The organism is Derxia lacustris, from assembly GCF_002105195.1.
GTDB lineage: Bacteria > Pseudomonadota > Gammaproteobacteria > Burkholderiales > Burkholderiaceae_E > Derxia > Derxia lacustris.
In genome coordinates, this window is record NZ_MUHU01000031.1 from 42,849 (window position 1) to 67,752 (window position 24,904).

10 protein-coding genes are annotated in these 24,904 nt (G+C 72.7%); all 10 read right to left on the reverse strand.

The window, feature by feature from the left end; translation table 11 throughout:
* Window positions 1–5: 5 nt before the first annotated feature.
* The 10 genes from B9P64_RS19835 to glgA all read right to left on the reverse strand — a co-directional run bounded on the left by B9P64_RS19835 (window position 6) and on the right by glgA (window position 24,888).
* Window positions 6–2,225, reverse strand: a complete 2,220-nt coding sequence (locus tag B9P64_RS19835) for an HlyD family efflux transporter periplasmic adaptor subunit (RefSeq protein WP_217808721.1) — start codon at window positions 2,223–2,225, stop codon at window positions 6–8.
* On the reverse strand, window positions 2,210–3,679 hold the full coding sequence (locus tag B9P64_RS19840) for an HlyD family efflux transporter periplasmic adaptor subunit (protein ID WP_085317904.1): 1,470 nt from the start codon (window positions 3,677–3,679) through the stop codon (window positions 2,210–2,212). Before B9P64_RS19840 ends, B9P64_RS19835 begins: the two co-directional genes overlap by 16 nt.
* Complete coding sequence (locus B9P64_RS19845; protein ID WP_085317905.1) at window positions 3,676–4,419, reverse strand: efflux RND transporter periplasmic adaptor subunit; 744 nt, start codon at window positions 4,417–4,419, stop codon at window positions 3,676–3,678. The genes B9P64_RS19840 and B9P64_RS19845 overlap by 4 nt, the downstream gene beginning before the upstream one ends.
* Window positions 4,419–5,984 (reverse strand): TolC family protein, encoded by a 1,566-nt coding sequence (locus tag B9P64_RS19850; protein WP_235840061.1) that lies wholly within the window; start codon window positions 5,982–5,984, stop codon window positions 4,419–4,421. The genes B9P64_RS19845 and B9P64_RS19850 overlap by 1 nt, the downstream gene beginning before the upstream one ends.
* 38 nt (window positions 5,985–6,022) lie before the next feature.
* Window positions 6,023–19,912: a DUF4347 domain-containing protein gene (locus tag B9P64_RS19855; RefSeq protein ID WP_139826424.1), complete on the reverse strand. Its 13,890-nt coding sequence runs from the start codon at window positions 19,910–19,912 to the stop codon at window positions 6,023–6,025.
* Window positions 19,913–20,010: 98 nt separating this feature from the next.
* On the reverse strand, window positions 20,011–20,592 hold the full coding sequence (locus B9P64_RS19860; protein ID WP_085317907.1) for a phage tail protein: 582 nt from the start codon (window positions 20,590–20,592) through the stop codon (window positions 20,011–20,013).
* Complete coding sequence (locus tag B9P64_RS19865; RefSeq protein WP_085317908.1) at window positions 20,589–20,909, reverse strand: DUF6916 family protein; 321 nt, start codon at window positions 20,907–20,909, stop codon at window positions 20,589–20,591. The genes B9P64_RS19860 and B9P64_RS19865 overlap by 4 nt, the downstream gene beginning before the upstream one ends.
* Window positions 20,906–21,475 carry a GNAT family N-acetyltransferase gene (locus tag B9P64_RS19870; RefSeq protein ID WP_217808722.1) on the reverse strand — a complete coding sequence of 190 codons (570 nt, stop codon included), beginning with the start codon at window positions 21,473–21,475 and terminating at the stop codon, window positions 20,906–20,908. The genes B9P64_RS19865 and B9P64_RS19870 overlap by 4 nt, the downstream gene beginning before the upstream one ends.
* A gap of 236 nt (window positions 21,476–21,711) precedes the next feature.
* Window positions 21,712–23,352: a glucose-6-phosphate isomerase gene (gene pgi, locus B9P64_RS19875; RefSeq protein ID WP_085317910.1), complete on the reverse strand. Its 1,641-nt coding sequence runs from the start codon at window positions 23,350–23,352 to the stop codon at window positions 21,712–21,714.
* An 84-nt stretch (window positions 23,353–23,436) separates the two neighbouring features.
* Window positions 23,437–24,888 carry a glycogen synthase GlgA gene (gene glgA, locus B9P64_RS19880; RefSeq protein WP_085317911.1) on the reverse strand — a complete coding sequence of 484 codons (1,452 nt, stop codon included), beginning with the start codon at window positions 24,886–24,888 and terminating at the stop codon, window positions 23,437–23,439.
* Between the last annotated feature and the right edge of the window lie 16 nt (window positions 24,889–24,904).

The following is a 24,904-nucleotide window of genomic DNA, read 5'->3' on the forward strand; positions in this document are numbered from 1 at the left end:
CCAGCCTAGAGCGCCGCCTCGCGCGACACCGCCGCCCAAGCGGCACGCCAGGCCCGGCCGAGCAGGCTGTGGCCGCTGCCGGCCACGCGTGCGGTGCCGGTCGCCTCGCTCACCGGCAGCTCGCTCGCATCGCACTGATCGAAGCGCAGCCGGAACAGCGGCTCGGTCGGCAGCAGCGCGTCGCGGCTGCGCTGCACCGCGATCGGCCCGCCATTCACCGACGCCAGCGCCGGCGCATCGAGCGCGGCGAGGCGCAGCCGGTCGATGGCGCCGAGCCGGCAATGCACGGCGCGCGCCTCGGGCCGGTCGGCGATGAAGACGACTTCCGCGCCGGCATTCAGGCGCGCGAGCGCCACCTCGTCGACGAAGGCTTCGCCGCGCTGCGGCCCGGGCGCGACGATGCCGAGCAGCCGCTCGCCGCCGGCGATGACGGTGCCGGGGCGCAGCGCATCGCTGGCGTCGACCACGCGGCCGGCGATGGGCGCGGTCAGCTCCAGCTGGGCCGCGAGGCGTTCGAGCGCGGCGACCTGTTCGCGCGCGCCGTCCCATTGCCGGCGCATGGCTTCGCCGCCGGCGAGCAGGCCGGCATCGAGCGGCTGGCGCTCGACCTGCCAGCGCAGCGCGGCTTCGCGCACGCGGGCGCGGGCCAGTTCGGCATCGAGTTCAGGCGCGCGCAGGCGGGCGAGCAGCTGGCCGGCGGTCACTTCGGCGCCGTCGCGCACCGCCACGTCGACGACTTCGGCCGGCGCGGGCGCGTACAGGCTTTGAGCCTCGTGCGCGCCGATCTGCGCCGGCGCGCCGACATCGCGCTGCCACGGCAGCACCAGCGCGGCGAAGGCCAGCGCCAGCAGCACGGCGCTGCGCCGGGTGGCGCCGTTCCAGCGCAGCTCGGCGCGGCGCTGGCGCCAGACGGCCAGCTCGCTCCACACCGGCCGCGCCAGGAACCAGCCCAGCTCCACCGCCAGCATCAGCAGCCCGAGCGCCTTGAAGAACAGGTGGTAGACGAGCAGCGCGATGCCCAGAAAAACCACCGCGCGGTAAGCCCAGGTGGCGAACGCGAAGGCCACGAGAAAGCGCCGGCGCGGCGCCGCAAAGCGCTCGGGCGGCGGGTCGTTCCAGCCGAACAGCGCGCGCCGCAGCGCCCAGCGGCCGAGCGCGAACGCGCGGTCGTGCAGATTGGGCAGGCCGAGCGCGTCGGAGAGCAGGAAATAGCCGTCGAAGCGCATGAAGGGGCTGGCGTTGATCGCGAGCGTGGCGATCCAGGTGGTGGTGGCGAGCAGGAACATGCCGGCGCGCAGCGGGCCGTCGGGCAGAAAGCTCCAGGCCAGCGTGGCCGCGACCGCGAGCACGCCTTCGGCCGCCATGCCGGCGGCGCCGATGGCCAGGCGCTGGCGCCGCGCCGGCAGCTTCCAGGCGTCGGAGGTGTCGGTGTAGAGCACCGGCACCAGCACCAGGAAGGCGACGCCCATCGTCGGCACGCGGCAGCCAAAGCGGCGCGCGGTGAGCGCATGGCCGAACTCGTGCAGAACCTTGGCAAAGCCGAGCGCCGCGCCCACGCCGACCAGCCCTTGCAGGCCAGCATAGGCGGCGAAGGTGTGGGTGAACTCATCCCAGCGCTGGGCCACGAGGCCGAGGCCGAGCACGGCGGCGGCCGCCAGCAGCCACGCAAAGCGCGCGGTGCAGACCAGCGCGAACGCGGGTGCGAGCCGTTGCAGCAGCGGCTCGGGCCGCAGCAGCGGAATGCGGATGAACAGGTAGTGCTTGAGCAGCCACATCGCATGGCCGAGCCGGCGCGCGCGCGCGATGCGGATGAGCCGCTCGGTGTGCTCGGGCGTGCCGGTGCGCAGCAGGCTGTGGCGCGCGAGGAAGTCGGCGACCGCCTTCACGTCGGCGGCGCCGAGGTCGAGCGTGGTGCGCGCACGGACGGCGGCGACGATGGCCTCGGCCGTGCCGAGCCGCCAGCGCGAGACGATCTCGAACGCGGCCCAGCCGAGCTGGTAGAAGCGGTTGGCCGCCGGGTCGTGCAGCGTCCAGCTCGGCGAGCCGTCGGGCTGGCGCGGGCCGGGATGCAGGCTGAGGTCTTCGCGCAGCGGCGGCAGCGGCTGGGGCTGGCTGGCGGCGAGTGCGGCGGCGGTCACCGGGATGCCGGCACGGGCCAGGTCGAGCGCCGAAGGTGTCGGGCCCGCGCCCGGCAGGCTGGCGGCGCCGCTCACAGCCCCAGCCATTGCCGCGCGGTCGTCAGCGGCCGGCGCAGCGCAAACCAGGCGAGCGGCGCCCAGTCGCCCTGCACCCGCGCCGTGCCGACCTGCCCGATGCGCGGCGGCGTGTCGCCGTCGTCGAAACGCGCCTGCAAGCGGAAGGCCAGGATCCCGTCCTCGCCCGGCTCGGCGCGATAGGCCACGCGCGTGACCGTCGCGCCGTAGGACTCGCCCGGCGCCGCGTTGGGATAGAGCGTGAGCCGCGTGCCCGGCGCCACATGCACCGATTCGGATGCCGGCAGCCATGCCGCCAGCTCCACATGCGCCGGATCGGCCAGCGTCATCACCTTCTCGCCGACCGACACCGCGCGGCCGAGCCAGTCGTCGCGGTCGGAGAACACGACCACGCCGGCGCGCGCGGCGCTCACGCGCAGCCGGCCGAGCTGGCGCGCGCTGGTGTCGGCCTCGATGGTCTTTTCGTCGAGGCGGGCGCGGTCGAGCGCCATGTCGAGCTTGCCCTTGTCGTCGGTGACGGCGCGCTGGGCGCTCTGGCGCCAGGCTTCGGCGGCGGCGTCGCGCGCGTGCGCGGCCAGCGCGCTCTGGCCGGCGAGCGCGGTGGCGTCGAGGCTGAACAGCGGCGCGCCGGCCTCGACCGCCTGATTGGGCAGCACGTCGATGCGGTCGATCACGCCGGTGAGCGGCGCGCGCACCAGGAAGGGTTCGAGCGGCACGACTTCGCCGCGCGCCAGCACGGTGGTGCGCACCGGCAGGCAGGCGGCCAGCAGCAGCGCGGCCAGCGCCCAGCGGCGGCGCTTGCCGGCGCGCAGCCAGTCGCCGGCGCGTTCGCGCAGCGCGCGCTGCGGCGCAAAGCGCGCCTGGGCATGGGCGAAGGCGGCGGCGGCCTCGGTGGCGAGCGGCAGTTCGGCGGCGCTGAAGGGCTCGTCGCGCGCCAGCAGCAGCGCGCCGCTGCCGAAGCGGCCCGGCGGATCGAGCCGCAGCCACAGCGCATGCGCCGGCAGCCAGTGCGGCCAGTCGGCGGCGAGGTCGGGCGGCAGATCGGCGGCGGTGAGCGCGAGCTGGCGCGGCGGCGCGGCGGCAGCGGCAGATGCGGCAGATGCGGCGTCGGCCGGGCTTGCCGCCGCACCGGCCGCAGCCGCCGAGGAAGCATCGCCGCGCAAGGCCGCCGCCGGCAGCGCGCGGAACAGCGCCCCGAGCCATTGCACATACGGCGCGGTCGGATCGGTCTCGGCCAGCCCCGACAGCGCGCTCACCCGGCCCAGTGCGCCGATGGCGCCATCGCGCCACAGCGCCGCCTGCCGGTAGGGCAGCAGCCGCTGCGTCTCGTTGACGATTACAAAGCCGAGCGCGTCCTCCGCCTCGGCCTCGCGCGCCCGGCGCATCAGCAGCAGCAGCGTGCCGAGTTCGCGCGCGCGGGCGTCGGCGGCAGCGCCGGCGGCCAGGCGCGGATCGGGCGCGTTCATTTCGGGAACACGGCCCAGCCGCTCATGCCCGGCAGCAGCGCGGCGCCGTCGCCTTCCACCACGCCGGTCACGGCGACCGACTGGCTCACCGGATCGATCTGCGCGCCCAGCCGCACGATGTGCGCCGGAAAGCTGCGGCCCAGCTCGTCGATGTCGATGGAGAACTTGCTGCCCGGCTTGAGCCAGACCAGCCATTTGGACGGCAGCACCAGCCGCAGTTCCAGCTGGCCGGTTTCCACGATGTCGAGGATCGGCGTGCCCGGCGCCACCACCTGGAAGGCCGCCGCCGAGCGCTTGGCCACGCGGCCGGCAAACGGCGCCGCCACGCTGCACTTGGTGAGCACGGTCTGCATGTAGCTCACCTCGGCCTGGGCTTCGCGGGCGCGCGCCTCGGCCTGTTCCACGTCGAGTTTGCTGATGGAATTGAGCTCGGCCAGCCGCGAATTCACTTTCACCAATTGCCGCGCCGCATCGAGCGAAGCCTCGGCCTTGGCGAGCTGGGCGCGCTGGGTGCCGCATTCAAAGCTCACCAGCTGCTGGCCGCGCTTGAAGCTGCCGCCTTCCGGCACCGGCAGCGCGACGATGCGCGCGCCGATCTCGCTGGCCACCGTGACCGCATTGGGCGACACCAGCTGGGTGCGGATGCGGTTGTCGGCCGGCAACTCGGCGGCCTGGGCGGCGGGCGCCAGCGGCGCCGCCATGAGCGCGGCAACTGCGGCCGCGCGTACTGCTTTCAGCATCACTTCGTCTCCGTCGTCCCCACCAGCTTGCTCTGCCAGCGCGATTCGGCGCCGGCAAAGGCCTGGGTCAGCGAGGCTACATCCTGGCCGGTGGCTTCGACCGGCAGCGGATCGAGGCCGAGCGTGGCGCCGATCTGGCCGTAGGCGTTCTGCAATTCGCCATAGCTCTGGTACTGGCGCAGCTGCGACAGCACCGCATTGGCGCCGGCCAGAATGCTTTGCAGCCGCGCCTGGGCATTGGCTTCGACCGCGTTCTCGGTCTGGTTGAGGATGCGCTGCTCGACGCCGGCCAGATCGCTCTCCAGCTCGAACTGGCGCAGCCGGCCTTCGTAATCGGCCCAGGCCACATGCACCTGCGTCAGCACCGCCATGCCGAGCGCCACCTTCTGCTCGCGCGCCACCGCCAGTTGCGCATCGGCCGCGCCGCGGATGGTCCTGGCGTTGAAGACGTTGAGCAAATTCCAGCTCACGCGCAGGCCGGCATCGGCCCAGCCCTGGTTCACCAGATAGCGGTTGCTGTCGTAGTGCTCGCCCACGCTCAGCTCCAGCCCGGGCAGCAGCTTGGCGACCGCCTTGCGCGTCTCGGCCACGCCGATGCGCTCGGTGTAGCGCGCCTCGATCAGCTCGGGCCGGTTGGCGAAGGCCAGTTCCTCGGCCTGCGCCAGATCGATGCCGAGCGCCGGCGTGACCAGCGCCCCCGGCGGCGCGATGTCGTAGCGCTGCCCCGGCGTCAGATTCATGAGCGCGGCGAGGCGCGGCTTGGCCTGCACCAGCCCGTTGCGGATGAGCGTGAGCTGGCGGATCACGTCGAGCAGCTGGCGCTGATAGGCCAGGGTTTCGAGCGGCGGCCGCAGGCGTTCGGCCTCGACCGTGCGCGAATCGGCCAGCGCGACATTGGCCTTCTTCAGCAGGCTGTCGATCGGCGCTTCGAGCCGCTGGGCCGCGAGCGCCTGCCACCACAGCTGGCGCACCTGCTGCACCACCTGATGCGCGACGCGCCGACGGCGCTCCTGCAGGATGAGCGCGCGGTCGGCCTGCTGCTGGGCCGAGTACCAGCTCACGCCAAAGTCGAGCACGTTCCAGGACAGGCCCAGATCGGCGTTCAGCCGGGTGCGCTCCGACGAGTAGGACGGCGCGAGCGATTGCCGGCCGGTCACCACATCGACCGACGACGAGGCCAGCTCGTTGCTGCGCGACGAATAGCCGGCGCCGGCCACGATGCGCGGCAGCAGATCGAGATTGGCGAGGTCGAGCTGGCGCTGGCCGAGCGCCTCTTCCATCAGCTTGACGCGGTAGTCGAGGTTGTACTTGAGCGTGCGCGCGAGGGCTTCTTCGAGCGTGACCGGGCCGGCGGGCGCCTGCTGGCCGCTGACCAGCGCGGCGCGCTCGGCGGCGGCGGCATGGGCGGTAGCTTCGGCATCGAACGGCCGGGGCGTGACGGCGCAGCCGGTGACCAGCGCCACCGCAAGGGCGAGCGGCAGCAGGCGCAGGCCGCGCAGGGCGGCGGCGCGCGGTTGGGGGACGAGGGCGAGGTCGGCTGGCATGGCGTGCTGGGCGAGGTTCATGGCCTGCGGTCTTTCTGGGTCGGGGTCCGGTGTGGAGATCAGAGGCGGTCGGCAAGGCCGAGCAGCGCGGCGAGTTCGTCGGCAAAGGCGGTGTCGCCGTGGTGGTCGAGCTGGCGGCTGAAGCCGGCGCGGCCGGGCGGCGGCGTGGCGCCGGAGCGGTCGGCGGCGGCGTCGGCCCGGGCCAGCGGCGCCAGCGCGTCGGGCAGGGCGGCGCGCGGGCCGGCGGCGCCGAGGTCGATGTCGATCTCGGTCCTCACGCTGTTGCCGTTCTGGTCGGTGAGCGTGACCTCGACCCGCACCCGGCCCGACTGGCCCGGCGGCACGCTGCCGCTGAACGTGCCGCGCGCCGGATCGAAATGCAGCCAGGCCGGCAGCGCGCGGCCGTTGACCAGCCGCACCGTGAGCGAGAAGCGGGTGTTCGGATCGCGCACGGTGAACGTGCCGTCGGGCAGGCCAAAGCTGAAGGCGCTGCCGGCGGCGATGCGCTGCTCGCCGGCCAGCGGCCGGGCCGCGAGCGGCACCGGGAGCGAGGGCGAGAAGCCGATGCCCGGCAGGCTGAACGGCGCCGGCTCGGGCGCAGGCGCAGGCGTGGGCGCCGGCGGCGTGCGATCGACAAAGCGCGTGCCGTCGAAGCTGCTGTCCGGCGGACTGCCGGCCGGCGCCGGCGGCAGCTGGATGACCGGCAGCAGCACCGGATCGGAACCGACCGGCGCCGGCGCGGGTGCGGCTTGCGGCAGCGGCATGGGCGCCGGCGCCGGCAGCACGGCCGGGACCGGCACCGGTGCCGGCGTGGGCGTGGGGGCAGGCGTGGGCGCCGGTGCGGGCGGCTCGGTCTGGGCATAGCCGGGACCGGTCACCGAGCCGGTCAGCGCATTGCCGGCCGCATCGACGATGCCGCTGCCGGCGCCGTCGAGCGCCAGCCGCACATTGCCGGTACCGGCCAGCGCGCCGACGCTGACGATCCAGGTGCGCGCATCGACCTGGGTCAGGCCGGCGATGCGGCCGCTGGCCGTGCCGTCGAGCACCAGGCGCAGATCGGCCGCGTCGAGGCCGGTGACGGCTTCGCTGAAGCGCAGCTCGAAGCGCTGGGTCGCGGGCGCGGCCGGGTCGGCGTCGAGCAGGACGATGGCGTCGAGCGTGGGCGCGCCGTGGTCGACGGCGAAGGCGATGCCGGGCTGGCTGGCGGCGAGCGGATTGCCGGCCAGATCGGTGACGCTGGCGCCGGCGGCCAGGTCGAGCGCCAGGCTGCCGTCGCCGGCCGCCGCCACGCTCACGACCCAGTTGCGGCCGTCGTCGCTGCTCAGCCCGGTGATGCGGCCGCTGGCGCTGCCGGTGCTGCGCAGCACGAAGTCGCCGGCATCCAGCCCGGTCACCCCCTCGTCGAAGCGGATGACGAAGTTGATGCTGGCGCCGTTGGGCAGCGAGGCCACCGCCTCGGCGGCGCCGGCGCTCGGGCCCACGCCGTCGAGCTGCACCGCGAGCGTGGTGGCCGGCAGATCGAGCACGGCGGCGCTGCCGGCGGCATTGCGCAGCACCGCGCCGTCGAGCGCGAGCGCGGCGCTGCCGGCCGGCGCGAGGCTGCTGGCGTTGTCGCCGGCCTGCACCGTGTAGCTGAAGATCAGCCGGTCGCCCTCGGTGCGCACATAGCGCGCGAGCCGCGTGATGCCGCCGACCTCAAGCGCCAGCGTCGGCGTGCCGCCGCTGGTGTCGAGCAGCACCGGCATGTCGAAGCCGACGCTCAGCAGCACGCTGCTGCCGGCGCCGTGGCTGCCGCCGGCATCGACCAGCGTGACCTCGGTCGCGCGCGGCGCGGCGGCCACGTCGATGGCGATGCTGGCATCGGCCACGAGTGCCCCGCCGCTGCCGCTGTTGCCGAGATCGCTGAGCGCGAGGCTGAGCGTGGCGCTGCCGTGGAAGCCGGCGCCGGGCGTGTAGCCGAGGCCGTCGAGCGCGGCGCGCAGGTCGGCCAGCGTGCCTTCGATGACGAGGCTGGCGTCATCCGTGCCGTCGCCGCTGACGAACTCGATGCCGGTGCTGCGCGCCAGCGTGAGGCTGCCGTGATCGACCGCGAGGCTCAGCCGCAGCAGGCCGCTGCCGGCATCGATGTCGGCCAGCGCGATGGCATTGCCGCCCGCCGTGCCGAAGACCAGCGCCAGCCCTTCGCCGACCGACGCCGTGGCCGGCGCGGTGACGACCGGCGCGTCGTTGACGGCGGCGATGTCGAGCCGGATGACGGCGCTGGCGGCTTCGCTGTGCGCGCCGCCGCTCAGGCCCGGATCGGCGCCGATGTTGCCGCCGTCGTCGACCGTCAGCGACAGCGTGACGCTGCCGTTGGCGTCGGGCGCGGCGCGGTAGACCAGCCCGCTGGCGGCGAGGAAGGCGTTGAGGTCGGCGAGCGAGCCGCTGAGCGTCAGCGCGCCGCCGCTGCCGCTCACCGTCACGCCGGCGCCTGCCGTGGCGACGAGGCTGCCGCTCTCGACCGAGAAGCTGGCGCTGTAGCTGCTGCCGGACGCTGCGGCCGCAAGGCCGATGCCGCCGCCCGTGAGCGAGCCGACCAGACCGCCAACCGGGAACGAGCCGGAAATCAGGCTCTTGTCCACATCGGAAATGACGATGCCGGTGATGGCGACCGAGCCGTCCTCGTCGAGCGCCAGCGTGGCCGGTACGACCAGCGTCGGCGCATCGTTGATGTCGGCGATCGTGAGCTGGGCGGCGCCGTTCCAGCTCGACAGCGACGAACTGCCGCCGCGCGTGCCGGCGTCGATCGTGCCGCGCGCGGCGCCGTCGGTGAGCGTGCCGTCCGTGCCGTCCCAGGCTGCAAAGTTGAGACCGGCGAATCCGCCGTTGGCGCCGTCGGGCGTGAAGCGCAGCAGGGCGTACTGGCCCAGCGCAAGCGCTTCGCCGGTCGACACGCTGCCGACCGCAAACCAGCTCGCGCCGCCATCGGTGCTGTAGGCCCAGCCGCCGTTGCCGCTGGCCGAGGTCAGGGCCAGGCCGAGGGCGGCGCCAGCGTCGGCATCGATGGCGCCGGCGCTGGCGAGCAGGTCGGCCACGCTGATTTCGCGCGCCGTGTCCTCGTCGGTGGCGGGGATCGCGATGACGCCGGTGCGGGTGAGCAGCGGCGCGTCGTTCACGTCGGCGACCGCGAGGCTGGCGGTGCTGCCTGCGGCCGAGAACGCCGTCGTGCCGCCGCCGCTGGCGGTATTGGCCGAGCTGACCGCGCCAGTCGCGCTGGCCGAGCCGCTCGTGCGGTCCCAGGCCACAAAGCTGATCGAGGCCGTCTCGCCGTTGAGGCCGTCGGGCGTGTAGCGCAGCTGGGTTGCCGCGGTGAGCAGCGCGGCGCTAGAAGCGCTGACGCTGCCGAGCGCGGTCCAGGTGGCGCCGCCGTCGGTGCTGAAGGCCCAGCTGCCGTTGCCGACCAGACCGGTCACGGCAATGCCGCCGAGCGCGCCCGAGTCCACATCGCCGCTGCCTGCACTGGCAAGCAGATCGGCGACCGAATAGACCGCCGCCGTGTCCTCGTCGGTGCCGGCGAGGCTGAAGCTCGCGGTGGCGAGCGTCGGCGCATCGTTCACGTCGGCGACGACGAGGCTGGCGGTCGCGGCCGTGGCCGAGAACGCCGTCGTGCCGCCACGAGTGCCGGTGTCCGCCGAGCTGACGCTGCCCGTCGCGCTGGCCGAGCCCGTCGTGCGATCCCACCCGACGAAGCTGATCGACGCCGTCTCGCCATTGAGCCCATCGGGCGTGTAGCGCAGCTGCGTGGCCGACGAAAGCAGCGCCGCATTGCTGGCGCTCACGCTGCCGAGCGAAGTCCAGGTCGTGCCGCCGTCGGTACTGAACGCCCAGCTGCCGTTGCCGGCGAGGCCGGTCACGGCAATGCCGCCGAGCGCGCCTGAGTCCGCATCGCCGCTGCCTGCACTGGCAAGCAGATCGGCAACCGAATAGACCGCCGCCGTGTCCTCGTCGGTACCGGCGAGGCTGAAGCTCGCGGTGGCGAGCGTCGGCGCGTCGTTCACGTCGGCGACGGCGAGGCTGGCGGTCGCGGCGGCGGTCGAGAAGGCCGTTGTGCCACCACGCGTGCTGGCGTCCGTCGAGCTGACGCTGCCGGTCGTGCTGGCCGAGCCGCTGGTGCGGTCCCACCCGACGAAGCTGATCGACGCCGTCTCGCCATTGAGCCCATCGGGCGTGTAGCGCAGCTGGGTCGTCGAGGTGAGCAGCGCCGCGCTGCTCGCGCTGACGCTGCCGAGCGAAGTCCAGGTCGCGCCGCTGTCGGTGCTGAAGGCCCAGCTGCCGTTGCCGACCAGACCGGTCACGGCAATGCCGCCGAGCGCGCCGCTGTCCACATCGCCACTGCCCGCGCTGGCGAGCAGATCGGCGACCGAGTAGACGGCCGCCGAGTCCTCATCCGTGCCGGCGAGGCTGAAGCTCGCGGTGGCGAGCGTCGGCGCATCGTTCACGTCAGCGATCGCGAGGCTGGCGCCGGCGAGCGTGCTCGACAGTGCCGAGCTGCCGCCGCGTGTGCCGGCGTCGATCGTGCCGCGAGCGGCGCCGTCGGTGAGCGTGCCGTCGGTCCCGTCCCAGGCCGCGAAGTTGAGCGTCGCGGTCTCGCCGTTGGCGCCGTCGGGCGTGTAGCGCAGCAGCGCGTACTGGCCGAGCGCGAGCGCCTCGCCGGTCGACACGCTGCCGACCGCAAACCAGCTCGCGCCGGCATCGGTGCTGTATTGCCAGCTGCCGTGGCCGCTGGCCGAGGTGATGGCCAGACCGACGGCGGCGCCCGCATCCACATCGCTGGCGCCGGCACTGGCAAGCAGATCGGCCACGCTGAATTCGCGCGCCGTGTCCTCGTCGGTGGCGCTGAGGGTGAGGCTCGCGGTGGCGAGCGTCGGCGCGTCGTTCAGGTCGGCGACCGCGAGACTGGCGGTCGCGCTCGCGGCCGAGAAAGCGCTGCCGCCGCCGCTGTCGGCCGAGCTGACCGAGCCGGTCGTGCTGGCCGCGCCGCTGCTGCGGTCCCAGGCCACAAAGCTGATCGAGGCCGTCTCGCCATTCAGCCCGTCGGGCGTGTAGCGCAGCTGCGTGGCCGAGGTGAGCAGTGCGGCACTGGAAGCGCTGACGCTGCCGAGCGAAGTCCAGGTCGCGCCGCCGTCGGTGCTGAAGGCCCAGCTGCCGTTGCCGACCAGACCGGTCACGGCAATGCCGCCGAGCGCGCCGCTGTCCACATCGGCGCCGCCGGCGCTGGCGAGCAGATCGGCGACCGAATAGACCGCTGCCGTGTCCTCGTCGGTACCGGCAAGAGTGAAGCTCGCGGTGGCGAGCGTCGGCGCATCGTTCACGTCGGCGACCGCGAGGCTGGCGGTGCTGGCGCTGGCCGAGAAGGCGCTGCCGCCGGTGCTGTCGGCCGAGCTGACCGCGCCGGTCGCGCTGGCCGCGCCGCTCGTGCGGTCCCAGGCCACAAAGCTGATCGAGGCCGTCTCGCCGTTGAGGCCGTCGGGCGTGTAGCGCAGCTGGGTTGCCGAGGTAAGCAGCGCGGCGCTGGAAGCGTTGACGCTGCCGAGGCTGGTCCAGGTCGCGCCGCTGTCGGTGCTGAATTCCCAGCTGCCGTTGCCGACCAGACCGGTCACGGCAATGCCGCCGAGCGCGCCCGAGTCCACATCGCCGCTGCCTGCACTGGCAAGCAGATCGGCAACCGAGTAGACGGCCGCCGTGTCCTCATCGGTGCCGGCGAGGCTGAAGCTGGTGCTGCCGAGCGTCGGTGCATCGTTCACGTCGGCGACGACGAGGCTGGCGGTCGCGGTCGCGGCCGAGAACGCCGTCGTGCCGCCGCGCGTGCCGGTGTCCGCCGAGCTGACGCTGCCCGTCGCGCTGGCCGAGCCGCTGGTGCGGTCCCAGGCGACGAAGCTGATGCTGGCCGTCTCGCCGTTGAGGCCGTCGGGCGTGTAGCGCAGCTGGGTCGCCGAGGTGAGCAGCGCCGCATTGCTGGCGCTGACGCTGCCGAGCGCAGTCCAGGTCGCGCCGCTGTCGGTGCTGAATTCCCAGCTGCCGTTGCCGGCGAGGCCGGTCACGGCAATGCCGCCGAGCGCGCCTGAGTCCGCATCGCCGCTGCCCGCGCTGGCAAGCAGATCGGCGACCGAGTAGACCGCCGTCGTGTCCTCGTCGGTACCGGCGAGGCTGAAGCTGGACGTGGCAAGCGTCGGCGCATCGTTCACGTCGGCGACGGCGAGGCTGGCGGTCGCGGCCGTGGCCGAGAACGCCGTCGTGCCGCCGCGCGTGCCGGTGTCCGCCGAGCTGACGCTGCCCGTCGTGCTGGCCGAGCCCGTCGTGCGATCCCACCCGACGAAGCTGATCGACGCAGTCTCGCCATTCACGCCATCGGGCGTGTAGCGCAGCTGCGTGGCCGAGGTGAGCAGCGCCGCGCTGCTCGCGCTGACGCTGCCGAGCGAAGTCCAGGTCGCGCCGCCGTCGGTACTGAACGCCCAGCTGCCATGGCCGGCCAGACCGGTCACGGCAATGCCGCCGAGCGCGCCGCTGTCCACATCGCCACTGCCCGCGCCGGCGAGCAGATCGGCGACCGAGTAGACGGCCGCCGTGTCCTCATCCGTGCCGGCGAGGCTGAAGCTTGCGGTGCCGAGCGTCGGCGCATCGTTGACCGCGGCGACATTGGCATCGAGCGTGCCGAGCGCCGCCGAGAACGCCGTCGTGGCGCCGGTCGCGCTGGCGTCAGCGGTCGAGCGCGTGCCCGAGGTCGAGGCGCTGCCGGTGCTGCCGTCCCAGGCGCGATAGCCGAGCTGGGCGGTCTCGCCGTTGTGGCCGTCGGGCGCGTAGCGCAGCTCGGTCGCGCCGCTCAGCAGCAGCGCCGCGCTGTCGCCGACGGCGCCGACATCGGTCCAGCTGCTGCCGCCGTCGGTGCTGAACTGCCAGTGGCCGAGGCCGCTGGCCGAGGTGATGGCCACGCCGAGCGCGTCGCCATCCAGGTCGCCGGCGCCATTGCCGGCCAGCAGCGTGGCGACCGTGAGCGGCGTGCTCGGCGCGTCCTCGGTGGTATCGACCGAGGTCGGCACGGGCACCAGCGTCGGCGCATCGTTGACTTCGGCGACGGCAAGGCTGGCGGTCGCCGTCGCGGCCGAGAACGCCGTCGTGCCGCCGCTGGCGCCGGTGTCGGCCGAGCTGACCGCGCCGGTGCTGCTGGCCGTGCCGCTCGTGCGGTCCCAGGCCACGAAGCTGATGCTGGCGGTCTCGCCATGCACGCCGTCGGGCGTGTAGCGCAGCTGGGCGGCCGAATCGAGCAGCGCGGCGCTGCTGGCGCTGACGCTGCCGAGCGCGGTCCAGGTCGCGCCGCTGTCGGTACTGAATTCCCAGCTGCCGTTGCCGACCAAGCCGGTCACGGCAATGCCGCCCAGCGCGCCCGAGTCCACGTCGGCGGCGCCGGCGCTGGCGAGCAGATCGGCGACGGAATAGGTCGCGGCGGTGTTCTCGTCGCTGCCGGCGAGGCTGAAGCTGGTGCTGGCCAGGGTCGGCGCGTCGTTCACGTCGGTGACGATCAGGCTGCTCAGGTCGCTCACCGCCGAGAAGGCACTGCTGCCGCCGGTGGTCGAGGCATCGGCCAGCGCGCGCGTGCCGGTGGTGGAAGCGCTGCCCACGCTGCCGTCCCAGGCGCGGAAGCTGAATTGCGCGGTCTCGCCGTTGGCGCCATCGGGCAGGTAGTGCACCAGGGTGGCGTTGCCGAGCAGCAGGGCGGCGCTGTCGCTGACCGTGCCGAAGCTGGTCCAGCTGCTGCCGCCGTCGGTGCTGAACTGCCAGTTGCCGTGCGCGGCGACGGCGGTGACGGCGATGCCGAGCGTGTCGCCGTCCACATCCGCGCCGCCAAAGGTCGACAGCAGCGTGGCGATGCTGAACGGGCTGTTCGGCGTGTCCTCGTCGGTGACGATGGAGGCCACGGTCGACACCAGCGTCGGCGCATCGTTGACCTCGGCGACGGCCAGGCTGGCGGTCGCCGCGCCGGCCGAGAACGCCGTCGTGCCGCCGCTGGCGCCGGTGTCGGCCGAGCTGACCGCGCCGGTCGTGCTGGCCGAGCCCGTCGTGCGGTCCCAGGCCACGAAGCTGAGCGAGGCGGTCTCGCCATGCACGCCGTCGGGCGTGTAGCGCAGCTGCGCGGCCGAATCGAGCAGGGCCGCGCTGCCGGCGCTGACGCTGCCGAGCGCGGTCCAGGTCGTGCCGCCGTCGGCGCTGAATTCCCAGCTGCCGTTGCCGACCAGCCCGGTCACCGCAATGCCGTCGAGCGCGCCCGAATCCACGTCGGCCGCGCTGGCGCCGGTGAGCAGATCGGCGACCGAATAGGTCGCGGCGGTGTTCTCGTCGGTGCCGGTCAGGCTGAAGCTCGTCGTGCCGACGGTCGGCGCATCGTTGACCGCGCCGACGACGAGGCTGGCGCTGTCGCTCGCGCTGGAGAAGGCGGTCGTGCCGCCGTTCACGCTCGCATCCACCTTCGTGCCTTCCTGGCCGGCGGTCGCGCCGCTCTGGTCCCAGGCGCGGTAGCTGACGCTGGCGCTGTCGCCATTGCTGCCGTCGGGCAAAAAGCGCAGATGGTCGCTGGCGCGCAGCAGCAGGGCGCTGCTCTCGCTCACGCTGCCCACGGCGCTCCAGCTGCTGCCGTCCAGGCTGTACTGCCAGCTGCCGTTGCTGCCGCTCAGGCCGGTGATGGCGATGCCCTCGACCGCGCCGGAGTTGAGGTCGCTGACGCTGCCGCCGAGCAGATCGGCGACGGTCTGGCCGGCCGTGGCGCCGTCGTCCTCGGTGATGCCGGTGAAGCTCGGCGCGGATGGCGTCAGCACCGGCGCCTCGGGCGTCTCGACGACGGTGACCGACACGGTATCGGTGGCGTTGCTGTAGGCGGTCCGGGCGCCGGCCGAGACGGTCAGCGACCAGCCCGCGAGCGTGCCGATGTCGCCGCCGGTGTCGTCGACCACGTACAGGCCCCAGCTGCCGTTGCCGTTGCCGCCCTGGAAGGTGGCCAGGGACGCGCCCCAGCTGCCGCTCACGCCGGGGAAGCTGTCGGCGCTGATGCCGTTGTTGTTGGGCCGGAAGCTGCCGCTGGTCGTGCTGCTGGTCAGCAGGCTGGCGGCGGCATCGCTGAAGGTGAGGGTGGTGTTCGACGGCCGGCCGCTGATGTCCGACATCAGGATCACGCCGCGTCCGTCCGGGCCGACCAGCAGGATGTCGAGGTCGCCGCTGAAGGTGTGGGTCAGGTTGTTGAGCGTGACGGTGACGCTCTCGATGCTGCCGACGAGGCCGCTGACGTTGATGCTGCTCGGATAGAGCGAGGCAATGCCGGAGGTGCCGCTGACCGGGATGTTGAAGGCGGTGCTCGAGCTGGCGGTGACCGAGTCGATCACGCTGACCCGGCTGCCGGCGCTGCTTTCGGTGCCATCCCAGGCGCGCAGGCCGAGCGCCGCCGAGGTGCTGCCGGTGACGCCGCTGTCGGGCTGGAAGTACAGCCGCGTGCTGCCGTCGTTGGCCAGCAGCAGCGCCGAGCTGGCGCTGACCGCGCCGACGGCGTTCCAGCTGCTGCCGCCGTCGGTCGTGTAGTACCAGTGGCCGAGCGATTCGTCGCTGCTGACGAGGGCGACGCCGAGCGGGCTGTCGCCGTCCACGTCGCTCACGCCGCCCATCAGGTCGCCGAGCGCGGTGCCGACCGCGCCGGACGGCGCGCCGAGGTTCCAGTTGACCGTGAGGTCGAGCGCGGTATCGGCCAGCACCGGCCGGTCGTTGACGGCGGTGATGTGGATCGTGCCGCTGGCGCTGCCCGAGTTGCCGTCGGCATCGATGCCGGCGCTGAGCGTCACGTCGGCGGTGGCATCGGCGGCGCCCAGATAGCTCAGGCCGCTGCCGGCGATGAAGGCGTTGATGTCGGCGATCGTGCCGCCCAGCGTCAGGCTGGCGCTGCCGCTGCCGGCCACCGTCACGCCGCCGCCGGCCGTGGCCGCGAGCGTGCCGCTGTCGACCGCGAGCGTCACGGTCGCCGCGCCGCCGCTGCCGTCCAAGTCGGCAAAGCCGATGCCGGTGAGCGCGCCGCTCGTGTCCTCGGTCACGCTGAAGCTGGCCGGCAGGCTCACGGTCGGCGCGTCGTCCACGTCGGTGACGACCAGGCTGGCGCTGCTGCCGGCGGTCGAGAACGCGGTCGTGCCGCCGTTGCTCGTGGTGTCGGCCGAGCTGACCGTGCCGGTGCCGCTGGCGCTGCCGCTGCTCTGGTCCCAGGCCACGAAGCCGATGCTGGCGGTCTCGCCATGCGCGCCGTCGGGCGTGTAGCGCAGCTGCGTGGCCGACGTGAGCAGCGCCGCGCTGCTGGGGCTGACGCTGCCGAGCGCGGTCCAGGTCGTGCCGCCGTCGGTACTGAATTCCCAGCTGCCGTTGCCGGCCAGCGCGGTCACGGCAATGCCGCCGAGCGCGCCCGGGTCCACATCCGCCGCGCCGGCGCCGGTGAGCAGATCGGCGACCGAGTAGACCGCCGCCGTGTCCTCGTCGGTGCCGGTCAGGCTGAAGCTCGCGGTGGCCAGCGTCGGCGCGTCGTTGGCCGCGCTCACGGCGATGCTGGCGCTGTCGCTGGCGGTCGAGAAGGCGGTTGCGCCGCCGTTGCCGCTCGCATCCACCTTCGTGCCCTGCTGGCCGGCGGTCGCGCCGGTCTGGTCCCAGGCGCGGTAGGTGACGCTGGCGCTGTCGGCGTCGATGCCGTCGGGCACGAAGCGCAGCCGGTCGGTGGCGCGCAGCAGCAGCGCGCTGCCGTCGCTCACGCTGCCCACGGCGCTCCAGCTGCCGCCGCCGTCGATGCTGTACTGCCAAGTGCCGTTGCCGCTGCTCAGGCCGGTGATGGCGATGCCCTCGACCGGGCTGCCGTTGGCGTCGGCGATGCTGCTGCCGACGATGCTCGCCACCGTGTCGCCGGCGTTGCTGGTGTCGTCCTCGCCGATGGCCGTGAGCGTGGGCGCGGCCGGCGTCAGCACCGGCGCCAGATTCGGCTCGGTCACGCTCACCGTCGCGGTGTAGGCGCCGGCGGTGACCGAGGCGATCGGCATCGTGCCGGCATTGACCTTGGTGCCGCTGACGTTCGACGAGCCGTCCCAGCCGCCGATGGTCAGGCTCGCCGTCTCGGTGGCGCCGGCGGCCGGCACATAGCGCAGCGACGCCGTCGGCCCGAGCAGCAGCGCCTGCGTGAACGACACCGTGCCGAAGTCGTTCCAGCTGCTGCCGTCGAGGCTGTACTGCCAGGTGCCGGCGCCGGTCGTCGCGACGATGACGATGCCGAGCGCCGGTCCGTCCACGTCGGTGATGCTGCCGGCGCTCAGCATGCTGGCGATGCTGATCGGCCCGACCGCCGCATCGCTGGTGCTGCCGCTGCCCACCAGATGCGTGCCGCCGCTGCCCACCACCGGTCGGTCGTTGACCGCGGTGATGTGGATCGTGGTCGTGTCGCTGTCGGTCCGCGCGCCGCCGCTGCCGCTGTTGCCGCCGTCGTCGATGCCGACGGTGAGCGTCACGTCGGCGGTGGCATTGCTGGCGCCCTGATAGCTCAGGCCGCTGGCGGCGATGAAGCTGTTGATCGCGCTGACCGTGCCGCTCAGCGACAGGCTGCCGCCGCCGCTGCCCAGCACCGTCACGCCGCTGCCCGAGGTGGCGGTGAGCGCGCCGCTGCCCACGCCGAAGGTCGCGGTCACGCTGGCGCCGCCGGCATCCGCATCGGCAAAGCTGATGCCGGTGAGCGCGGTGGCCACGTCCTCGGTCACGGTGAGGCTGGCCGGCAGCGTCGTCACCGGCGCATCGTTGACCGCCGTCACCACGATGCTGCGCGTGCCCGTGGTCTGGGCGTTGGCGGCGTCCTTCACCACCACCGAGACGGTGCGGGTGGCGGTGGACGGCGCATCCGAGCTGTTGGCAAAGGTGAAGGCACGCACCAGCGCCTCGACCGCCGCATTGCTGGCGCTGGCATTGAGCGTGACCAGCAGCGAGGCGCTCGCGCTGCCGGTCACGCTGCTGCCGCTCAGCGAGCCGACGGCGGCGCTCAGCGTGCCGATGGCGCTGCCGCCGTAGCTCACCGTCGTGCCCGCCACGGTGATGCCGCCACCGCTGGCGATGCCGAGCAGGTCGGCCGCGTCGCCGTTGGCGCTCAGCGTCAGGGCCACGCTGCCGCCGTTCCAGTTGGCTTCGGTGTCGCTCGCGGTGGCGCCGCCGCTCACCACGATGGCGCTGGCGTTCTCGGTGTAGCCGGTGCTGCCGCTGTCGAGCGCGAGCGCGGGCGCGGTGTTGGGCGTGGTGACGATGCCGAAGCTGCCGGTCGTGGTGCCGATGGAATTGGTGGCGGTCGAGGAGGCCGTCAGGTCGACGCCGTTCCAGTTGCTGCGGTCGGTGATGCGCGCCAGCCAGCCCGCGCGGTCGGTGCCGACGGTGCTGCCGTTGTACTGGAGGTTGTTGTTCAGCGACTGCTGCGGAAAGCCGACCGCGGTGCTGCCGTCGACGAGGGCGTTCTGGCTGCCGCTGCCGTTGGGCAGCATCGACAGCGCATCGCCGTTGGACGACACCTGCTGATTCCAGCCCGAGCCGTCCACCGTGTAGGGCGAGCCGCCCTGCGAGGTGTTGACGCCGAAGATGAAGTAGGGATTGGCGGCCGAGTCCTGGTAGATGAAGACGCCGTCGCCGTTGGCGTTGAACACATAGGTGGAGCCGGACCAGCCCGAGGTGGCGTATTCGGCGGCCGAGATCGTCGTGCCGTCGGTGACGTTGGTGATCGTCGCGCCGCCGCTCGACGGATAGATGAGCACCCTCACCACGTCGCCGGCCTGGAGCGTGCTGCCCAGGCTCCAGACCAGCCGGCCTTCGCTGGTGTTGGGGCTGGCCTGGAAGGCGCTGGTGTTGTTGTCCCAGCCGATGTCGGTGAGGGTGATGGTGGTGCCGGCCGGCACGTCCACCAGCGACATCAGATAGACCTCGCCCTGGCTGACCGGACTGGTGCGGCCCCAGCCGATGATGACGATGTCGCCCGCCGCGAGCGTGTTGAGCAGATGGTCGTAGCCGGCGGCGCTGCTCGCGTCGAGCAGCTGGCCGTGGTCGATGTCGCCGTTCGCGTACTCCAGCGTCCAGTTGCCGCCGAGGCTGGCGGCGCCGGTCCAGTCGGTCGAGGCGGCCACGTCGGCGCCGGTCAGGCGCGCGAATTCGTCGACGAAGGCGCGGCCGTCGGCGCCGTCGGCGGTCTTGCAGCCGTACAGCAGGATGTCGCCGTCGCTGGCCAGGGTGGCGCCGAGCGCGGCGAGCTGGGTCGAGTGCGCATCGAGCGCGCTCCTGTCGACCCAGGTGTTGCCCAGGCGCAGGGCGGCGGTCGTGCCTTCGGTGACGATCTGGATCGAGCCGATGCCGCTGCGGCCGGCCAGCGCTTCGGTCAGCTGGGCCAGGCCGTCGCTGTCGGCGTTCAGGCGGATGACTTCGGTGCCGGTGGGCAGCGCGGCGACGATGGCATCGGGGTTGTCCACCGAGGCGTCGATGACGACGACCGTGGCGCCGGCGTCGGCGCGGCCGAGCTGGGCCGCGTCGGGCCCGAGCCGGGCGATCGTGCCCAGCGCGTCGGTGCCGACGGCGCTGGCGGCCGCGCTGTCGGCGGTCTTGGCGGCCGGCGTGGCGTCGTCGCTCGCGGCGCGCTCGCTGGCATGCGCCGCTGCGTCGGCAGCCGGCGTCTCGGCGGCGGCATGCTGGGCCGCGTCGGCGGCGGCGTCGGCCACCACGGCGACCGAGGCGTCGAACATCATTCGCGGTTCGAGCGCCAGCATCAGCGGCGCGCGGAGGACCGGGTCCGGCGTGCCGGCGGCAGGCGGCTGCTGACCCTCGTTCGCCCGGCGCTTGCCGTGGGAGTCGTCGGATTGCCTGCGCGAACGCTTGCCGAACCAGCTAGCCATGAGGTCTTGCTCCTGCACCGTCCCGCGGGCGGGACGGCAGTGGGTCGAATGAAGAAGGGCGAGACGCCGGCGGCCGGCGTGCAACCGCCGGCCGTCGCTCAGCCGCGGGACGGGAAGATGCCCTGGAGCGCGATGATGAAATTCAGCGCCAGCGAGGGCGGGACCGTCGGAATGGCGACCGCCGGCGGCGCGGTGCTGACCGGCTGGCCCACCGCGACCGAGTTGCCGGCGAGCGGCACGACGGGAGGGCTGGTCGGCGCGAAATTCGCGTAGGTGACCTGGTTGTCGATGTCGGTCGCGCCGCCGATCAGCGCGGTGTTGGAGGGCGTGGCGGTCGTGGCCTTTTCGGCCACCACCACGCTGGCGCCGTGGGTGTGCGGCGCCAGCGGCACGGCGGCAGCCGTCAGCGTGAAGTTCTCGGCGCCGGGCTGTTCGCCAAGCAGATAGTTGGCGGGCGGCGTGCTGATGCCCCCCGACAGCGCAGCGCCGACCGGAGCGCGGCCGCGCAGGTCGGGCAGGCCGAAGTTGGTCTGGGCATTGCCGCCGAAGGTGGTGCCGAGCAGTGCGAACAGCGCGTTGTTCTGGCTGATCGGGACCAGCGATCCGTCGCAAAAGGCCCAGCCGAACGGCGCGTAGTTGAAACCGACCATGCGGATCTCGCCGATGAAGGGTTCGCTCATTTCCTGTCTCCTGATGTGTGCGACGCAAGGGTGTGGAACACGGCCTCGAGCACGGGCCGCCCATCGGCGCCGGGTCGCACCGGCGTCAACAACAGTTGCCAGACCGCGCCGTCGGGCGCGATCACGGTGTAGCTGGCCTGCGGCACCGGCGCGCCGTCGAGCGCGAAGCCGGCGCAGTAGCAGACATGGTCCGCGTCCATCGGCACGCCGTCGACAACGCTTGCAAGCCGGGCGCCGAAGCTGCCGACGGCGGGCGCGGAGATGTGGAAGGGCTGGCCGATCAGGCTGCGCAGGGTGGCGGGCGAGGGAATGCTCATGCCGCCTCCGGCGCGTGCGCCGGCCGCAGCATGCGCAGATAGAAGCCGCTGGCATCGGCGACGGCGAAGCCGTGGCGCTCGTAGAGCCGGCGCGCCGGGTTGTCGGGCTCGACCGCCAGGCTCATGGCCAGGCCGGCGCCGTCGGCCAGCGCCACCAGACCTTGCAGCAGCGCGCTGCCGATGCCCTGACCGCGCACCGCCTCGATCAGGCTGATGTCGATGAGCGTCAGCACGCCGTTGCAAGCCTGTGCATACAGCCGCCCGATCGGCCGGCCGGCGCGCATCAGCAGCAGGAAGTCGGCGTCGGCGAAATGCGCGCGGTAGTAGCGCTGCTGGTAGCTGAACTGTTCGGCGAGGAAGGCTTGCTGGCGCTCGGCCGGCCAGCCGGTGGCGGCGACCTCGTTGCGCCGGACGGCGGCGAACAGCGCGGCGAGAAAGTCGCGGTCGCCGTCGCCGATCGGCCGCAGCTCGATGCCGGCGAGTGCGCTGCCGATGGCGTCGGGTTGCGCCAGCCCGGCAAGCAGCCGGGACGTGCCGAGGCGGGGTTCCGATGCAGTCTGAAACACGGTTTGGCCTTTGACACAGGGAAACCGGCTGACTTTGCCGCCACGCGGCGGGCAACAAGCGTGACAAAAGTCACGAAAGTGAGTGCTCTCGGGATTGGGAGGGGCGCGGGCAGGTAACGCAATGCCAAGGCCACAGCCGGTCATGTTGCTGTGGCATGGCCTGCCGATGTCCGGTCATGCGGGGAGCTGAAACGCGCAGTGCCGCCGGCGCCCGGCGCCGGCGGATGGCGCGGCGCTCAGGCGGCGGCGCGCGCGCGGGCGATCAGCCCGGCGGTCGAGCTGTCGTGGCTGCCGACGGCGGCGCCCGGCAGCAGCTCGGGCGCGATGCGCGCGGCCAGCTGCTTGCCGAGCTCGACGCCCCACTGGTCGTAACTGTTCACATCCCAGACCGCGCCTTGCACGAAGACCTTGTGCTCGTACAGCGCGATCAGCGCGCCGATCGCGCGCGGCGAGAAGCGATCCACCAGCAGCGTGGTGCTGGGCCGGTTGCCGCCGAACACCTTGTGCGGCGCCAGCGCGTCGATCTCGGCCGGCGACTTGCCTTCGGCCGCGCATTCGGCGCGCACCGTGGCTTCGTCCTTGCCGGTCATCAGCGCCTCGCTCTGCGCAAAGCAGTTGGCGAGCAGCAGCCGGTGGTGATCGGCCAGATCGTGGCCGCCGTCGAGCGCGGCGATGAAATCGACCGGGATCACGTCCGTGCCCTGGTGGATCAGCTGGAAGAAGGCGTGTTGGCCGTTGGTGCCCGGCTCGCCCCAGATGACCGGGCAGGTGCCGGCGGACACCGGCGTGCCGTCGCGCGTGACGGCCTTGCCGTTGCTCTCCATCTCCAGCTGCTGCAGATAGGCGGCGAGGCGGTTCAGGTCTTGCGCATACGGCGCGATGCACTGGCTGGTGGCGCCGAAGAAGCCGCGATACCAGACGCCCAGCAGCGCCAGCAGCGCCGGCAGATTGCGCTCCAGCGGCGCGGTGCGGAAATGCTCGTCCATGGCGTGCGCGCCCGCGAGCAGCTCATGAAAGCCGTCGGCGCCGACCGCCAGCATGATCGGCAGCCCGACCGCCGACCACAGCGAATAACGCCCGCCGACCCAGTCCCAGAAGCCGAACATGTTGCGCGTGGCGATGCCGAATTCCTCGACCTTCTCGGCGTTGGTCGACACGGCCACGAAGTGCTTGGCCACGTCGGCCTGGCTGGCGCCGCTCTTGAGAAACCAGTCGCGCGCGCTGCGCGCGTTGGTCAGGGTTTCGAGCGTGGTGAAGGTCTTGGAAATCACGATGAACAGCGTGGTTTCCGGGTTGAGGTCGCGCAGCGCCTTGGCCAGATGCGCGCCGTCGATGTTCGACACGAAATGCATCGTCAGGCGCGGATGCAGCGACGAGCGCAGCGCCTCGACCGTCATGCAGGGGCCGAGGTCGGAGCCGCCGATGCCGATGCTGACGATGTCGGTGAACGGCTTGCCGGTGCGGCCGGTGCGCTCGCCCGAGCGCACGCGTTCGGCAAAGCCGGCCATGCGCGCCAGCACGTCATGCACGCCCGGCACCACGTCCTCGCCGTCGACCAGGATTTGCTGGCCCTGGGGCGCGCGCAGCGCCACATGCAGCACCGCGCGGTTCTCGGTGTGATTGATCTTCTCGCCCGCGAACATCGCGTCGCGCAGGCTTTCCACGCCGCGCGCGCGGCCCAGCTCGGCCAGCAGCTCCACGGTGGTCGCGTCGACATGGTTCTTGGAGAAGTCCATGAACACGCCGGCGGCTTCCAGCGAGAAGGCGTCGAACCGCCGCGGATCGCGTTCGAACAGGGAGACGAGGGGGCGGTCTTGCCATTGCGCGGAGTGGTCGCGCAGGGCTTGCCAGGCGGCGGTCTGGACGAGGGGCGTCATGAGGGGATTCGCGGAAGAGAAGAGAGGTACCGAACAGTCCGCGAATCTTGCGGTATGGAACTTTGAAACACCACCGCGAAGCGTCTACTCATGACGGGCGGACGTGCGGCATGCCGCCTGCGCGCGCTGGTAAACCCGGTGATATTCCTGCGCCGGCCGGTCCCAGCCGAAGTCGCGCCGCATGGCCTCGCGCTGCATCTGGTTCATGCCGGGGCGGAAGTTGAACATCAGCAGCGCGCGCCGCACCGCGCCGAGCAGGCTGCGCACCGAGCTGTCGGGGAAGAGAAAGCCGGTGATGCCGTCGTCGATGGTGTCGCGCAGGCCGCCGGTTTCGCGCGCGATGGGCAGGGCGCCGAAGCGCTGGGCGTACATCTGGGTAAGACCGCAGGGCTCGAAGCGCGACGGCATCAGGAAGAAGTCGCTGGCGGCGAAAACCTTGTGCGCCATCGCTTCCTCGTAGCCGATCTTGACCGCGACGCTGCCCGGATGGCGTTGCGACAAGGCGTGCATCCGGCGCTCCAGGCTGGCATCGCCGGCACCCATCACGGCCAGTTGACCGCCGGCGCGCACCAGCGTCTCGCAGGCGTCGATGACCAGATCCACGCCCTTCTGCCAGACCATGCGCGCGATCAGGCTGAACAGCGGCGCGGGTCTGTGCGCGAGGCCGAGGCTGTGCCGCACGGCCTGGGCGTTGCGCTGCTTGGCGTCGCGGCTGCGGGCGTCGAAGCGGCGCACCAGATAGGGATCGTTCCTGGGGTTCCAGGCCGGATCGACGCCATTGACGATGCCGGTGAGCCGGCCGGCGTCGCGCAGGCCGCCGAGCAGGCCGTGCAGGCCGCAGCCGAGCTGGGGCGTGGCGATTTCCTCGGCATAGCTGGGGCTGACCGTGGTCACTTCATTGGCGTAGTAGAGGCCGGTCTTGAGGAAGCCGAGCTGGCCGTGGAATTCGCTGCCGTCGACCGCGAAGGCCGCTTCGGGCACGCCGAGCGCGCCGAGCCGGTGGGCCGGAAACAGCCCCTGATGCGCGAGGTTGTGGATCGTCGTCACGCTCGGGATCGGCCGCGCGCCGTCCTGCCAGGCCAGATAGCCGGGCGCGAGCGCCGCCGGCCAGTCGTGCACATGCATCAGGTCGGGTTGCCAGTCGAATTCGGGCAGGCCGTGGGCGATCTGGGCGGCGGCAAAGGCCAGCCGCGCGAAGCGCACATCGTTGTCGGCCCAGTCCGCGCCGGCCAGATCGCCGTAGGGCGTGCCGGGGCGGTCGTAGAGCGGCGCGCAGTCGATGACGAACAGTTGCTGGCCGTCGGCGCCGCGGCCGCCGAGCAGGCGCGCCGGCGGGATGTCCGCGAGTCCGGGCAGCTCGGCGATGGGCGCGGCATCGCGCAGGCCGGCCAGCACGCCCGGATAGCCGGGCAGCAGCACGCGCACTTCGTCGTGCGCGACCTGCTCCAGCGCGCGCGGCAGGGCGGCGCTCACATCGGCCAGACCGCCCACCTTCACCAGCCCGGCCAGTTCGCTCGTGACGAAAAGGATCTTCATAGGAGGAGTCGCCCCG